This window comes from Polaribacter butkevichii (assembly GCF_038024105.1).
In the GTDB taxonomy this organism is placed as follows: Bacteria; Bacteroidota; Bacteroidia; order Flavobacteriales; family Flavobacteriaceae; genus Polaribacter; species Polaribacter butkevichii.
This window is the reverse complement of the sequence record NZ_CP150661.1, coordinates 948,466-964,654: the sequence shown is the minus strand read 5'-3', so window position 1 is coordinate 964,654 and position 16,189 is coordinate 948,466. Positions and strand designations below refer to the sequence as shown.

12 protein-coding genes are annotated in these 16,189 nt (G+C 30.8%); 10 read left to right on the top strand and 2 right to left on the bottom strand.

The window, feature by feature from the left end; genetic code table 11:
- Nucleotides 1-13: 13 nt before the first annotated feature.
- Nucleotides 14-895 carry a hypothetical protein gene (locus tag WG951_RS03820; RefSeq protein WP_105048878.1) on the top strand — a complete coding sequence of 294 codons (882 nt, stop codon included), beginning with the start codon at nucleotides 14-16 and terminating at the stop codon, nucleotides 893-895.
- Between the two features lie 117 nt (nucleotides 896-1,012).
- Here the strand turns inward: WG951_RS03820 and WG951_RS03815 are convergent, their stop codons facing one another.
- The gene (locus WG951_RS03815; protein WP_105048877.1) at nucleotides 1,013-1,561 is read right to left on the bottom strand and encodes an acyl-CoA thioesterase; all 549 of its coding nucleotides are present in this window, start codon (nucleotides 1,559-1,561) and stop codon (nucleotides 1,013-1,015) included.
- Nucleotides 1,562-1,857: 296 nt separating this feature from the next.
- Here WG951_RS03815 and WG951_RS03810 point away from each other — a divergent pair, with 296 nt between their 5' ends.
- Nucleotides 1,858-3,033 (top strand): GlmU family protein, encoded by a 1,176-nt coding sequence (locus tag WG951_RS03810; protein ID WP_105048876.1) that lies wholly within the window; start codon nucleotides 1,858-1,860, stop codon nucleotides 3,031-3,033.
- 300 nt (nucleotides 3,034-3,333) lie between these two features.
- On the opposite strand, the gene priA is transcribed toward WG951_RS03810, so the two are convergent.
- Entirely contained in the window at nucleotides 3,334-5,778 is a 2,445-nt protein-coding gene (gene priA, locus WG951_RS03805; RefSeq protein ID WP_211296710.1) for a replication restart helicase PriA, read from the bottom strand.
- A gap of 389 nt (nucleotides 5,779-6,167) precedes the next feature.
- Between priA and WG951_RS03800 the strand changes: the two genes are divergently transcribed.
- The 8 genes from WG951_RS03800 to WG951_RS03765 all read left to right on the top strand — a co-directional run bounded on the left by WG951_RS03800 (nucleotide 6,168) and on the right by WG951_RS03765 (nucleotide 15,896).
- On the top strand, nucleotides 6,168-7,928 hold the full coding sequence (locus WG951_RS03800; protein ID WP_105048874.1) for an APC family permease: 1,761 nt from the start codon (nucleotides 6,168-6,170) through the stop codon (nucleotides 7,926-7,928).
- 140 nt (nucleotides 7,929-8,068) lie between these two features.
- Complete coding sequence (locus WG951_RS03795) at nucleotides 8,069-9,817, top strand: TrkH family potassium uptake protein (protein ID WP_105048873.1); 1,749 nt, start codon at nucleotides 8,069-8,071, stop codon at nucleotides 9,815-9,817.
- Nucleotides 9,818-9,821: 4 nt separating this feature from the next.
- Nucleotides 9,822-10,505 carry a potassium channel family protein gene (locus WG951_RS03790; RefSeq protein WP_105048872.1) on the top strand — a complete coding sequence of 228 codons (684 nt, stop codon included), beginning with the start codon at nucleotides 9,822-9,824 and terminating at the stop codon, nucleotides 10,503-10,505.
- A 43-nt stretch (nucleotides 10,506-10,548) separates the two neighbouring features.
- Complete coding sequence (locus WG951_RS03785) at nucleotides 10,549-11,118, top strand: helix-turn-helix domain-containing protein (protein ID WP_105048871.1); 570 nt, start codon at nucleotides 10,549-10,551, stop codon at nucleotides 11,116-11,118.
- A 101-nt stretch (nucleotides 11,119-11,219) separates the two neighbouring features.
- On the top strand, nucleotides 11,220-13,433 hold the full coding sequence (locus WG951_RS03780; protein ID WP_211296709.1) for a heavy metal translocating P-type ATPase: 2,214 nt from the start codon (nucleotides 11,220-11,222) through the stop codon (nucleotides 13,431-13,433).
- Nucleotides 13,434-13,445: 12 nt separating this feature from the next.
- Nucleotides 13,446-13,658 (top strand): heavy-metal-associated domain-containing protein, encoded by a 213-nt coding sequence (locus WG951_RS03775; RefSeq protein WP_105048870.1) that lies wholly within the window; start codon nucleotides 13,446-13,448, stop codon nucleotides 13,656-13,658.
- A gap of 342 nt (nucleotides 13,659-14,000) precedes the next feature.
- A complete protein-coding gene (locus tag WG951_RS03770; protein ID WP_105048869.1) occupies nucleotides 14,001-15,278 on the top strand; it encodes an APC family permease in 1,278 nt (425 codons plus the stop codon).
- Nucleotides 15,279-15,896 carry a MarC family protein gene (locus WG951_RS03765; RefSeq protein WP_105048868.1) on the top strand — a complete coding sequence of 206 codons (618 nt, stop codon included), beginning with the start codon at nucleotides 15,279-15,281 and terminating at the stop codon, nucleotides 15,894-15,896. It begins immediately after the preceding gene.
- Nucleotides 15,897-16,189 lie beyond the last annotated feature (293 nt).

The following is a 16,189-nucleotide window of genomic DNA, read 5'->3' as shown; positions in this document are numbered from 1 at the left end:
ACATCTGATAGGAATGCAAAATCAAAATTTTATTGAATTTAAGAAAAAAAGGGACTTAGGATCTATCATCTCAGATACTTTTAAATTTTTGAGTACAGAATGGAAATCTTTTTTTGGAACCATTCTTAAAGCAGCAATTATTCCGATATTGATAGCTGTAGGGGCAGTAATTTATTATGTAATGTCTTCTACAGCTGTCTTTGGAGAGATGGCAAAAACAACCGATTTTGATAGTGCATTTGATTTAAATTTTGCAGAACTAATCATTCCGATATTTATTTTTATAGGTACTTATTTGGTTGCTTATGCCTTGGTTACGGTAAATGCTTTGTCTTATATAAAATCTTATATAGACAATAAAGGAGTTGTAAATTTAGAGCAAGTAAACATTTTAGCTAAAGATAAATTTGGAGCCTACGTAGGTTTATTTTTTTTAAATGGAATCATTTTATTTGTTGGGGCTTTATTTTGTTTTTTTCCAGCAATATATTTAGGGGTTGTTTTATCGGTATCTATCTGTTTTCTTATTTTTCAGAATAAAAGCGTTACAGAATCTATAACCGACTCTTTTAACTTTATAAAAGGACATTGGTGGGAAACTTTTGGAGTATTAATTGTTGTTCAATTAATAATTGGGCTTATTGGTTTTTTAGCAGACTTGCCAGCCACTTTTTATCAATTGATAAATACGGGGTTTGGTCTTAAAAATGAAGATGCTGTAGAGGTATTAAATATTTTTAAAGATCCTATTTATATTGCGTTAATGGTTTTTTCATACTTCATAAAATTTATTTTGTACACCGTAACAACTGTTGCAACGGTATTTATTTATTATGATATTAAAGAACAAGGAAATCCATCAACAACTATAATTAATCAGATTGGTGTAGAGTAAGATTATCAATTTTTATACTGTTGTAATTGCATTATAAAACTTAAAATATATTTTAATAAAAAAACCGAGTAAATTAATTTTACTCGGTTTTTTTAATTTTATAAATTTTGATAATTGCTATTTTAAGTCAATTTTAGAATTGCTTTCTTCTAATAAATGGATATAATCATTTATTTCAAAAACGTTGCTGCTAAAGCGAGATGTTCTGTGTCTTCCTTCATTTTGTCTAGTAATACTTCTAGCAAAACGTCTAACTTCGTCTTTGGTTGTTAATACAATTCCGGGTACAGGAGTACTTTTACCCTCGTCATCTTTTGCAACCATTGTAAAATAAGAAGAGTTACAATGTTTTGTTTTTCCGGTTCTAATGTTTTCAGAATCTACACGCAACCCAACAACCATAGAAGTTCTACCTGTAAAATTAATAGAAGCTTTCATGGTTACCAACTCTCCAACTTCTATAGGGTTTAAAAAATCTACTTTATTAACAGAAGCAGTTACACAGTAATTTCCAGAATGTTTAGAAGCACAGGCAAATGCAATTTGATCCATTAAATTTAAAATATAACCTCCATGAATTTTACCACTAAAATTAGAGTTAGAGGGTTTCATTAACTCCATTATTTTTACTTGTGATTCTTCTATAAATTTAAACTTTTTAGTCATATACTTAATTTAATTGGTAAAATAATACTATTAATTTAGACGCGAAATTATAATTTTATTTACGCTATTAAATAAAAAACAGTACTTTTTGCTTATTATTAAAGATTTGATATTAAAAATTGTTTTTTATTAGGTATAATTTATTTTTTTTAGCTTAAAATTATGACTATCAAGTAAAATATAAATGAAGTATTATTAATTATTTTTAAATTGATAAAACCTGAGGCAAATTATTAGAATTGGTTTTTTGTATGCCTATTTTAAAGTAAATTTGTAGTACTTTAAAAAAAGAAAAAATGAATTATATTCTATTTGATGGCGATGTTAGAAACGCGCTATTACCATTTACATACACAAGACCCGTTGCAGATATTAGAATAGGAATTTTAACCATTAGAGAAAAATGGGAAAAACACTTAGGCTTAACCACAACCACTGTTACAGAAGAATATTTAGAAGAAAAATATCCGATGGTAGAAATGGAAGAAAATATTTTGATAAACGCTTCTTTTTGTCCGACGGAGAGTTTGGTTGATAAAATCAAAGAATTATCAAAAAACGAAGCTATTTTTAAAGGAGAAGATGTTATTGCTTTTTACACTACAGATTCTCAAGAAGAAGTAAATTTTGATGAATACACACAAATAGAATTTGAAGAGGAAGTTTTACAGGTAAAAAACACTTGGGATATTTTTTCTTTAAACGCAGAAGCGATTCAACAAGATTTCGATTTAATTACAGAAGGAAGAGAATCGGAACCAATACCAGAAGGAACAAGATGTATTAATGCCGAAAATATTTTTATAGAAGAAGGCGCAGAAATTACTTTTGCAACCTTAAATGCTTCTGAAGGACCTATTTACATTGGTAAAGATGCAGTAATTTTAGAAAACAGTGCTGTAAAAGGTCCTTTTGCAATGGGAGAACATGCAGTACTAAAAATGGGAGCAAAAATATATGGAGGAACCACTTTAGGTCCTTATTGTAAAGTAGGAGGAGAAGTAGGTAATTCTGTTTTATTTGGCTATTCTAGCAAAGGACATGATGGATATTTAGGTAATTCTGTTTTAGGAGAATGGTGTAATTTAGGTGCAGATACCAACAATTCTAATTTAAAAAATAATTACGCAGAAGTAAAATTATGGGACTATCAAACTGGTCGTTTTGCTAAAACGGGTTTACAGTTTTGTGGTTTAATGATGGGAGATCATTCTAAATGCGGAATAAACACCATGTTTAATACAGGAACCGTAGTTGGCGTTAGTGCTAATATTTTTGGAAGCGGTTTTCCAAGAAACTTTGTACCTTCTTTTAGTTGGGGAGGCGCATCTGGATTTACAGAATACAAAACCAACAAAGTTTTTGAAGTTGCTGAGGTTGTTATGAAACGTAGAGATATTGTTTTTGATGAAATGGATCAAAAGATACTAGAACACGTTTTTGAAGAAACCAAACAATATAGAAATTATTAAAAAATTATAGTTTTCAGTTTACAGTTGCAGTAGGTAGTTAGTTTTTTATTAAAAAACTGCTACCAATTGAGCTGTGATAGTAACTCATAAGTGCGATTACGAGTAATGAGTTTTAAAATGAAAACAGTATGGTAGTATGTTTGTCTTCACGAGCGGGACGCTCGCGATAGCTAGTAAAGAGACTAAACATTATAGTATCTATTAATAGTTTATAATTGCACGGGGGAACTGAGTACCGTTACTGTAAACTGATACTGAACACTGCCCACTGAACACTGCCCACTAAATACTGCCAACTATTTAATACGCATCCACATCTGTTATAAAACGGATGGGTCTAAAATCTTTAACAGCTTCAAAAGTATCTTTTATCTTTTTTAGCTGTTTTTTTGTACTTGCTAAACTCTGTTTTGGCGGAATTTTAATAACAATATTTTTAATATATTGATTTCTAATTCTAGAAACAGCCGGAGCAGTTGGGCCTAAAACATGTTCTCCAAAAGAACTATATAAGGCTTTAAACAACCAATTTACACCAGTATCAACTTTATTATAATCTTTATGTTTTAACGTAATTTTTATCAACCTGTAATAAGGAGGATATTTATATTGCCAACGTTCTTGTAATTGTTCTTTATACATTTCTGCATAATTGGTTGTAGAAACTTGTTGCAATATTTGATGAAACGGATTGTAGGTTTGTATGGCTACATTTCCTTGTTTTTTACTTCTACCAGCTCTACCAGAAACTTGTACCATCATATCGTAGGCACGTTCATGCGCTCTAAAATCTGGAAAGTTTAGCATAGAATCTGCATTTAAAATCCCCACTAAAGTAACATTGTCAAAATCTAACCCTTTAGAAAGCATTTGCGTACCCACTAAAACATCTATTTCTCGGGCTTCAAAAGCACCAATTATTTTTTGATACCCATATTTACCACGAGTGGTATCTAAATCCATTCTTCCTATTTTATGATCAGGAAAAAGTTGGGTTAATTCTAATTCAATTTGTTCTGTACCAAAACCTTTATTATCTAAAGTATTACTTCCGCAAGCTCCACAACTATTAGGCATTGAGCGTTGATAATTACAATAATGACAACGTAATTCGTTTCTAAATTTATGATAGGTTAAACTCACATCACAATTTGGGCACTGAGGAGAAACACCACAAGTTTTACACTCTACAACAGGCGAAAATCCACGTCTGTTTTGAAACAAAATTACTTGCTCTTTTAAATCTAAAGCCTCTTGAATCAATTTTAGCAAACGATCAGAAAAATGACCTTTTATTTCTTTTTTTCGTTGCTTCTCTTTAACGTTAATCAATTCAATCTTTGGTAATTGCACATTTCCGTGTCGTCTATTTAAGGCAACAAATCCGTATTTTTTTTGTTGCGCATTAAAGTAGCTTTCTAAAGATGGAGTAGCAGAACCCAATAATATTTTAGCTGCGTGAATTTTAGCTAAAACAATAGCAGCATCTCTAGCATTGTATCTTGGTGATGGTTCAAACTGTTTGTAAGACGTTTCGTGCTCTTCATCAACAACAATTAAACCTAGGTTAGAAAAAGGTAAAAAGATAGATGAACGTGCACCTAAAATAATGCGTGCTTTAGGTTTGTTCTCTAAAACATTGTTCCAAACTTCTACACGTTCATTCATAGAATACTTAGAATGAAAAACAGAAATTTGTTCTCCAAAATAAAACTGTAAACGCGTAATTATTTGCGTGGTTAATGCAATTTCTGGCAACAAGAATAAAACTTGTTTTCCTTGGTCTAAAACTTCTTGAATTAACTTTGTATAAACCTCTGTTTTACCAGAACTTGTAATTCCGTGTAAAAGCGTTACGTCTTTTTCTGTAAAGGTTTCTTTAATTTCAGAAAGTGCTTTTTCTTGAAATTCATTTAGCTTTTTTAAATCGTTTGTATCTCCTTTAAACTGAATTCTATCTGTTTGAATATGGTAAAACTCAAAGATATTTTTATCAACTAAAGATTTTATAATACTAGATGATACGTTTGCTTTTTCTTCTAATTCTTTTGCTTTTATAGGTTTTTTAGAAGCTGATAATTGAAAAAAGCCTAAAACAGCTTCTCGTTGTTTTTTTGCTCTAGATAATTCTTCTAATAGGTTTCCTAATGAATCATCCGAGGAATAATTAGAATGTAAACGAACATATTTTACCAACTTAGGTTTGTACTGTTCGTAAATTTCTTCTTTAATGGTAATCGCTGTTTTTTTTATCAACGAATTAACAATAGGCATTACTTTTTTCTTACCTAAAATGGCTGCAACCTGATGAATGGTTAATTGAGATTGATGTTGCAAAGCCTCAAAAATTAAAAATTCATCATCTGCTAAAATATCCTCTTCTGTAAAAGCTTCATTTTTATTGATAATAGTTTCGCTTTCTAATAAAAAAGCAGAAGGTAGCGCAGCCCTATATACATCACCTAAAGAACACATATAATAGTTTGCAATCCATTGCCAATGTTGTAATTGCAATTCATTAACCAACGGAACTTCATCTAAAATCTGATGAATTTCTTTAGCTTCATATAACGTTGGTTTGGTCTGATGAATGTTTAAAACCAATGCAGAATACATCTTCGATTTTCCAAAAGAAACAGCAACACGCATTCCTTTTTGTAAAAAAATAGCCTCGTCTTCAGTAATAGAATACGTAAATGTTTTCTGGATAGGAATGGGCAATATGACGTCTATAAAATGTAGCAAATAACTTATTTTTAGGTGTTTGTCGTTTTTTAATTAAAAGAAGTCTATACATTTTAATGTAAGACTTCAATATTTCTTTTTATACTTAAGTAACAATGACTTTAAGAATCAAAATTACATAAAAATTGGTACATTTTTTTGATAAATAGTGAAAGTTCTATTTTATAATTGTTAGACTGATAAATCTTTATTTATGATGAACATCTAGTTTTTTTCTGTCTTTTAAAAAGATAACTTTGTACTTTCTTTTGGCTTTATTTATTTTTTTACTGAGATTTATCATTAAAACGATTTTAATTAAGGTTTAATTTTGATACGAGTTTCAAAAAGAATGAACTAAATTTAATCTCTAATACAGTTACAATTGTAAAAGATTAAGAAGGTTACTAATGAAAAAACATGAAAAATTATCTGTTTTAGCTTCTACTGCCATTTGTGGTAATGATATAAGCTCATCTGTTTTATATGTATCTGCTTTGGCCATCGCTTTTGCGGGGCAATATGCTTGGGTAACATTATTAATTGTATCTCTGGTTCTTTTTCTTTTTAGGAAAATTTATGGAGAAGTGGTTGGAGCCTTGCCTTTAAATGGTGGTGCCTACAATGCCTTATTAAATACAACAAGTAAGTCTATGGCTTCTTTTGCCGCAACATTAACCTTGTTGTCTTATATGGCTACAGCAGTTATTTCTGCCAATGAAGCCATACATTATTTGCACCATTTAATTCCTGGTATTCCAGTAATTATAGCTACTATTTTATTACTAACTTTTTTTGGTGTTTTAACCATAGGTGGTGTTTCTGAATCTGCTAAAGTAGCTATCGGAATTTTTCTTTTTCATTTGGCTTCTTTTGCGTTATTAAGTATTTTTATTATTTACTTTCTGTTGCATAGTGGGATAGGTATATTTATAGAAAATTGGCATTTACCAACTACGGGTGGAAGTATTATAAATGCTATTTTTTTAGGATTTGCAGCCTCTATGTTGGGTGTTTCTGGTTTTGAAAGTTCAGCCAATTTTGTAGAAGATCAACAAAAAGGTGTTTTTCCGAAGACCTTAAAAAATATGTGGATTGTAGTTAGTGTAATCAATCCTTTAGCAGCCCTTTTTGCTTTGGCGTTATTTGCAATGCCTTTGTTACAAAGTGATGCTTATCAAAATACATTATTAATTGAAATGGCTTCTCATGTTGGTGGCAACTGGTTGGCTATTTTAATAGCTATTGATGCATTTTTAGTATTAAGTGGAGCTGTATTAACAAGTTTTGTGGGGGTATCTGGTTTGCTAGAACGTATGGCATTAGATAGAATTTTACCACAATATTTTTTAAAGAAAAATAAAAAAGGAAGCTCTTATCGTATTACGATTGTTTTTTTACTTTTAACAATATCGGTATTATTAATTACCAACGGAAACGTAAAATTGTTAGCAGGTGTGTACACCATTTCTTTTCTTTCTGTAATGGCACTTTTTGGAATTGGTAATATTTTATTAAAAGTAAAAAGAGCAAGTTTACCGCGTCCAGAAAAAGCAAGTTGGTTTGCCATACTAGTAGCTATTAGTGCTGTTGTTTTTGCTCTTATAGGTAATGTAAGTATGGAACCCAAAGAAGGTTTGCCTAGTAATGTATCTGTTTTTCTAGAGTATTTTATACCTTCTATTATTTTTATCAGCATAATGTTAAATAGAACTTTGTTGCTAAAAGTGCTACTAAAAATAATACATTCTGTATTCGATCCTTTTAGAAAAGCAGTGCTAAATACAGATAAAAAGTTACTTTCAATTATAGATAAAATCAATTCTCAAGAGTTTGTGTTCTTTACGAAAGGAGATAATCTTGCAAACCTAAATCAGGTAATGATGTATATTTCTAAAAATGAGCATACCAAAAAATTAAAATTGGTGTTTGTGTCTAATGCAGATAATAAATTACCAAAAACTCTTAAGAAAGAAGTTGATTTTTTGGATAGAGAATATCCAGAAATTGCTATTGATTTTATTATTGAAGAAGGTCAATTTACTCCAAAATTAATTAAAAATTTATCAGAAAGATGGAATATCCCTATTAATTTTATGTTTATAGGTTCTCCTGGAGATCGTTTTCCTTATAAAATAGAAGAGTTGGGTGGTGTTCGTTTAATCATATAATAAAACAATTTTATATCAACCTATAGAAACGAGCATATTTGAAAAAATAATACACGTTTTTTTTTAAAAAGAGATAAAAAAACAAAATAAAACAATTTAAAATTGAATAGAATACTAATTATGAAGACTACTTTTGCCTAATGAATGTTGCTTTTAAAAAAATATATAATACTGCATTTTGGGCAAGTGTTTTAGGGTTGTTTGCTTTTATATTCCATTTTGGTTTTGAGCAATCTATTTTGGTACAAGAACTTATAGATGGGTTTTACTTTATTGTAATTGCTTTGGGGTTAATCTCTACTTTTATGAGGTATTTTGAAAGGCCACATCTTTTAAAAAGAAATGTAATTGTCTTTGATGTACTTTCTGTAATGTATCTATTAGGTATTTTTTATATGTACCTCTTTGTTGGAGAAGCTTTTCAGACAGATTTGGTTTTAGACAACCCGTTATGGCTTGTTTTTGCTGTTATTTTATCTTTTATTAGAGAGTTTTCTGAACTGAAATTAAACCTAAATAGAATTTATTTTAATCCTGCTCAGTTATTTATTTTAAGTTTTTTAACCATTATTTTTTTAGGCTCATTATTATTGATGATGCCAAAAGCAACGTATAATGGTTTGTCTTTTATTGATGCATTATTTACATCCGCAAGTGCGGTTTGTGTTACAGGGTTAGCGGTAGTAGATACAGGTTCTTATTTTACTGTTTTTGGGCAATCTATCCTTTTAATTCTAATTCAAATTGGTGGTTTGGGAATTTTAACTTTTGCGAGTTATTTTAGTTATTTTTTTAAAGGTGGTAGCACGTATGAAAACCAATTAACGCTAAGTGAAATGACTAATGCACAAAGAATAGGAAGTGTTTTTAATACCTTAAAAAATATTATTGTAATTACCGCAACGGTAGAGTTAAGTGCAGCCATACTTATTTATATTTCTTTAGATGATGCCTTAGTTACTAGCTTTGTTGATAAAGCCTTTTTTTCTGTTTTTCATGCTATTTCTGCTTTTTGTAATGCCGGTTTTTCTACATTAAGCAATAGTATTTACGAGGTTGGTTTTCGTTTTAATTACTCTTTGCAATTGGTTATTATTGCTACCTTCTTTTTAGGAAGTTTAGGGTTTCCTATTGTTGTAAATCTTGTTAAATATTTAAAGCATGTAATTCTTAATTTTTTCCGATTTCAAGCGTACAGAAAAGCATATAAACCTTGGGTTTTAAAAATTAACAGTCGTATTAATTTAATTACTACTTTATCACTTACAGGTGTTGCTTTTATACTTTTTTTTATAATAGAATATCATAATACTTTAGAAGAGTATTCGCTTTTTGGTAAAATGGTCAATGCTTTATTTATTGCAACAACACCTAGAACAGCCGGTTTTAATTCGGTAGACATGACTGCTTTGGCATCACCAACAATAATGATTACCTTTTTATTAATGTGGATTGGAGCTTCGCCTGCATCCACCGGAGGTGGTATAAAAACCAGTACTTTTGCCATTGCTATTTTAAATATACTCAGTTTAGCAAAAGGTAAAAACAGAATAGAAGTATACCGAAGAGAAATTGCAGATATTTCTGTAAAAAGAGCATTTGCTACCATAGCACTTTCATTAATTGTAATAGGTTCTGGTATTATGCTAATTACTATTTTTAACCCAGAATTAGGGCTTTTAAACATTGCTTTCGAAAGTTTTTCTGCCTATAGTACTGTTGGGTTAAGTTTAGGTATAACCGCAAGTCTTGGTACGGCTAGTAAATTAGTGGTAATTGCTATTATGTTTATAGGGAGGGTAAGTATGCTTTCTATAATGGTAGCCGTTTTTAGAAAAATTAAGCATAAAAATTATCGCTACCCAAGCGAAGAAATAACCATAAACTAATATTATGAAATATATTATTGTAGGACTCGGAAATTTTGGAGCTCCATTGGCAGAAAAACTAACTACACAAGGAAATGAAGTGATTGGGATAGATAGCAATATGGCAAAAGTGGAATTGTATAAAGAAAGAATTTCTCATACTATTTGTATGGATGCTACGGATGAATCTACCGTTTCCGGATTGCCATTAAGTGATACCGATGTGGTTATTATCGCCTTTGGGCAAGACCAAGGAGCTAATGTTATGACAACGGCATTGTTTAAAAATTTTCAAGTAAAACGATTAATTAGTAGAGCTATTAATCCGTTGCACGAAAAAGTTTTAAATGCCATTGGTATCGAAGAAATTGTACATCCAGAAGAAGAATCTGCAGAGCGTTGGGCTAAAAAATTATGTTTAACAAATGTGGTAGATTCTTTTGAGTTGAGTGCAGATTTTAGCATTATTGAGGTAAATATTCCCGAAAGATATATTGGCAGTACAATTAAAGAAATTCAGCTTCGTAGAAAATACAATATCTTAGCGTTAACTACCATTAAAAAAAGAAAAGTAAAATCTATTGTTGGTAGGTCTAGAAACGAAGAAGAAGTACAAGGTGTGATATCGCCAGATACTGTTTTAAACGAAAATGATATTTTAGTAATTTATGGGGCTAATAGAGATTTAAGAAACTTTACCAACCATTAATTCACCCTTAAATAAATAGTAATTATTTTTTAAATTTAAAAAAATGAACACCACTATTATCTATATAAAAAATATGGTTTGTCCGCGTTGTATAGATGTGGTAAAAGAAATTTGTGCAGATTTACAGATTGGTATTCACAACCTTCAGTTGGGGAAGTTAGAAAGTACTACAGCAATAAATGATGCTTTAAAATTGAAATTGGGGAGCCGTTTAAAAGAAAGAGGTTTTGAGTTGCTAGAGGATAAAAATCAAAAAATAATAACGCAGATTAAAGCCTTAATAATTGCACAAGTACATCACTCAAAAGAACCTTTACATATCAATTTTTCAGATTATATTTCTGATGAATTACAGCATGATTATGCTTCTCTTAGTAGGCTTTTTTCTTCTGTAGAAGGGATTACTATAGAACGTTTTATTTTAAAACAGAAAATAGAGCATGTAAAAGAATTGCTTTTTTACAAAGAATATTCGCTTTCAGAAATTGCTATTCAGATGAATTATAGCAGTGTAGCTCATCTTTCTGCACAGTTTAAAAAAGAAACGGGCATGTCTCCTTCTCAGTTTAAAAAAATGAAAGATCCTAAGCATCAATCGTTAGATGCACTTTAAATAAAATTTATAAAATCAGAATTATACAAATGGTACTCATAATTCTATAACAAATTTGGTGTACAGTAGCTGTACTTTTGTAGTACAATAAAAGTAATATCATGAAAGAAGAATATAAAGTAGCAGGTATGACTTGTGCCTCGTGTGCCATTAGCATAGAGACGTATTTAAAGCCGCAAAAAGGAATTCTTGAGGTTGCTGTTAATTACCCAAATCAATCGGTGACCATCTCATATGACGAGAATATTATTCCGTTGGAAACTATTGGGAATAAAGTTAAAGAAATAGGTTTTAAATTGATTTTAGGCACAAAAGAAGATACTAAAAAAGAGTTTGAAGCTTTAGAAGAAAAAAGATTAGCAACCCTTAAAAAGAAGTTGATTTTCGCTGCAATCTTTTCGGTGCCTATTTTTATCATGTCTATGTTTTTAATGGGTAAAATACCGTATGAAAATTGGATTATGATGGCGCTTGCACTACCTGTTTTATTTTATAGTGGTGCAGAGTTTTACACCATTGCGTGGAAAAGGCTAAAGAGTTTTTCTACAAATATGGATACATTGGTGGCACTAAGTACCGGAATTGCCTTTTTGTTTAGTGTATTTAATACGGTAAATCCGCAGTATTTTTTAAGCAAAGGTTTGGTGCCTCATGTGTATTTCGAATCGGCAGTAATTATTATTACGTTAATTTTATTAGGACGTTTTTTTGAAGAAAAAGCAAAAAGTAAAACCTCTTCTGCTATTAAGAAATTAATGGGTTTAAAACCTAAAAAAGTAACGGCAATTAGAAATGGTGAAGAAAAAGTAATCTCTTATGATGAAATTCTAAAAGGTGAATTGATCATTTTAAAACCAGGAGATAAAATACCTGTAGACGGAAAAGTAAAAAAAGGAACTTCTTTTATAGATGAAAGTATGATTTCTGGAGAACCGATTCCGGTAGAAAAAATGAAGGGAAGTAACGTTTTTGCAGGTACTATCAATCAGAAAGGATCTTTAAGAATTATTGCTACTAAAATTGGCGATGAAACCTTACTATCTCAAATTATTAAATTGGTAGAAGAAGCACAATCTAGCAAGCCTGCTATTCAGAAATTGGCAGATAAAATTGCAGGTATATTTGTGCCTATTGTAATTGGTTTAGCCGTTGTAACTTCTGTTTTATGGTATTTATTAGGGCCAGATCCTTCTATAACTTATGCTTTATTAACGCCAATTACTGTTTTAATTATTGCTTGTCCGTGTGCGTTAGGTTTGGCAACTCCAACCGCTTTAATGGTGGGGATTGGTAAAGGAGCACAACAAGGAATTTTAATAAAAGACGCGCAAGCATTAGAAACTGCTTATAAGATTGATACTTTAATATTAGACAAAACAGGAACCATCACCGAAGGAAAACCAAAAGTAACCGATTTAATTTGGGATAAAAATACAGTTTCTACCGAGTTAGAGAAAGTGGTGTTTGCTATAGAATCAGAATCAGAGCATCCTATTGCAGAAGCAATTGTAGCACATTTAAAAATGATAGATACAGAAAATGTTCCCATCGATTCTTTTACAAGTATTACTGGTTTAGGAGCAGAAGGAACCTTTAAAAACGAATTGTATAGAATAGGGAATGAAAGTTTAATGATTCAAAAGGAAATTACAATTCCTACCGAATTGAGTGTCAAAGCAAATAGCTTAAAATCAGAAGCAAAAACAGTGGTGTATGTAGCGCATAAAAATAGGGTAGTTGGTCTTATTGCAGTGGCCGATAAAGTAAAAGAAACAACGCTTGCTGCCATTGAGAAACTACAACAAATGGGCATAGAAATACATATGTTAACTGGCGATAATGAGCAAACTGCAAAAGCAATAGCCAACAAAGTTGGGATAAAAAACTACCAAGCAAATGTAATGCCTGCAGACAAAGGTGCTTTTGTGAAAGAACTACAAGCACAAGGAAAAGTGGTTGCGATGGCAGGAGACGGCATCAATGACTCGCATGCTTTGGCACAAGCAGATGTTGGTATTGCTATGGGAAGCGGAACAGATATTGCGATGGAAAGTGCAGGAATCACGTTAATGCATTCCGATTTAAAACAGATTTCTAAAGCCATTCAATTGTCTAAAGCAACGATGAAAACCATTAAACAGAATTTATTCTGGGCATTTATTTACAACCTTATTGTCATTCCTATTGCGGCAGGAGTATTGTTTCCCATCAACGGATTTTTATTAAACCCAATGATTGCTGGGGCAGCAATGTCTATGAGTTCTATATCTGTACTCTCTAACAGTTTAAGATTAAAAAATAAAAATATTAATTAAAAATAAAAAAAGATGACAATCGTAAAATACAAAACAAATATCCATTGTGGAAGTTGCATTAAATCTGTAACGCCTGTGCTAAACAATTTAGACAATATAGATTTATGGAAAGTAGATTTAGAGCACGATGATAAAATTTTAGAAGTAACCTTAGACGATGAAGATAAAAACAGCGTAGTAGAAGCTGTAAAAAGTGCAGGTTTCGAAATTGAAGAAATTCAATAACAAAACCAATGGCGCATTTGGACTTTTTGTAAATTTAAAATGTCAGTTCGAGTGATTTTGAGGTACGAAAAATTATATCGAGAACAATTTCATAACTTAAATAGGTATTCTCGATACAAATTTTACGCATTGCAATTGTAAAATTCACTCGAATTGATAGCCTTTTGTCAAAATAAACAACACTCTAGATGTTAAAGAAGAGTACGTATAAGTGCTATTCTATACAAATACATTGTAAAGGCTCAAAACACAATTACCTTGTTTTTGAGCTTTTATTTTTATAAGGAAATTTGATACTGAATCCTTTTATAAAATTTACCTTTATACTTTAAATCACCATAAATGAACAAAAAAATAGGATTAAAAGAAGCAATATCCATTGGCGTAGGCGGAATGGTAGGTGGTGGAATTTTTGCAGTTCTTGGTCTTGCGGTATCACTCGCAAAAGGAGGAACACCTATTGCTTTTTTATTGGCAGGAATTTTGGCTTTAATAACTTCTTATAGTTACGTAAAACTCTCAATAGCGTACCCAAATAGGGGAGGAACGGTAAAGTTTATCAACCAAGGATTTGGTAAAACGGTGTTTAGTGGTGCAATTAGTAATCTTTTATGGGTAAGTTATATTATAATGCTTTCTCTTTATGCTTCTGCATTTGGTTCTTATGCGCCTAATTTATTAGAAATTACACATCATAAAACCATCGACTTTCATATTTATGCGAGTAGCATCATTCTTTTGGCAACCGTAATTAATTATTATAGTGTTGCTGTGGTGGGTAAAATAGAAGCTTATGCTGTTGTTATTAAACTGATCATTTTAATTGCCTTTATTTTTATTGGAGGTTACGGGTTAATAGGGAATCCAGAACTGACACAATTGGCAGTGACTAATTGGGAAGCTCCTATTAAATTATTTGCAGGCGGAATGGTTATTTTTGTAGCGTATGAAGGCTTTGAGTTAATTGCAAATGCAGCGCCAGATATTATCAATCCAGAAAAAAATATTTCTAGAGCTTATTACATCTCGGTTATTTTTGTCATTATTTTGTACATTATTATTGCCATTGTTACGGTGGGGTCACTTCCTTTTTCAAAAATTGCTACGGCAGAAGATTATGTTTTGGCAGAAGCCGCAAAACCAATGTTAGGACAAATTGGTTTTTCTATAATTACAGTGGCTGCTTTAATTTCTACCTTTTCGGCAATCAATGCTTCTTTGTTAGGTGCTGGTCGTGTAAATTATGAAATTGCAGAAGATGACGAACTCGATCATCATTTTTTAGCAAAATTATGGAACCAACCTATAGGGTTAATGGTAACCGCCATTGCTACTTTAATTCTTGTAAATATTCTCGATTTAGAAAGCATCTCTACAGCAGGTAGTGTTGGGTTTTTACTTATTTTTGGTATTGTAAATTTTGTTGGTTATAAATTGTCTAAAAACACAGGAAGCAATAAAGTAATTCCGTTAATGGGTTTTATTTTATGCATGGTTGCTACCGTTATTTTAATACACCAACAGTACGAAACAAACCTATTGGGCGTGCTTATTTCTATTTCAATTATAGGGTTTTGCTTTATCGCAGAATGGATTTATAAAAACACAGAAAAAAAATAAATGGATAATCTTTTAACCTATTCAATTACCGTATTTACTGGTTTTTTAGCCATTATGAATCCGGTTTCTAATTTACCAATTTTTTTAACTTTATTAGACGGAGCAAGTAAAGAAACTAAGCAAAGAATAAATAAACGAGCAGTTATAATTGCTTTTATTATTGTTACTGTTTTTGTTATTTTAGGTAAGTTTATTTTCGAGTTATTTGGAATAACGATTCCTGCCTTTAAGATTACAGGTGGTATTTTAATCTTTTTTGTTGGTTTCGAAATGTTACAATCAAAGAAATCGAATATAAAGCATTTAAAAAGTATAGACATTGATGAAAACATTGCGGTTTCGCCTTTAGCGATTCCTATTTTAGCAGGACCAGGAACCATTGTAACTGCCATGAATTTTGTGTCTGATGCTAGTTATATTCACATTAGTTTGGTGATACTAATTTTTGGGATTATGTGCTTGTTAACCTATATTACTTTTGGTTTAAGCGATTATATTGTTCGGAAAATAGGGAATAATGTTATTTCTGTAATCGGTAAAATAATGGGATTAATCATTGCTATTATTGGTACAAGTATGATTATTGAAGGGATTAAAATTTCTTTTAATTTGGCTTAGAATAAAGGTGAAATAAAAAATACTTCTTCGTAAAAACGATATAAAAACCTCCAATTTCTGTAATATTTACAGTTAAATTGGAGGTTTTTGTTTGCGTTGTCGTTTTGTGGGGTTTTTGTTCCTGTAAAATTATAAATTTACTTTAAAAAAGTGTTATTTAAATGTTGATAAACAGTTCTTTAATAATTGATTTTTTTATGGTTAAAAAACTAACTTTGTTAACGTTGGTTATAAGTTATTAAAAAGGGGAGATGTTTTGATTTGTAGGTTAGATCTATTAATCGTGATATTTT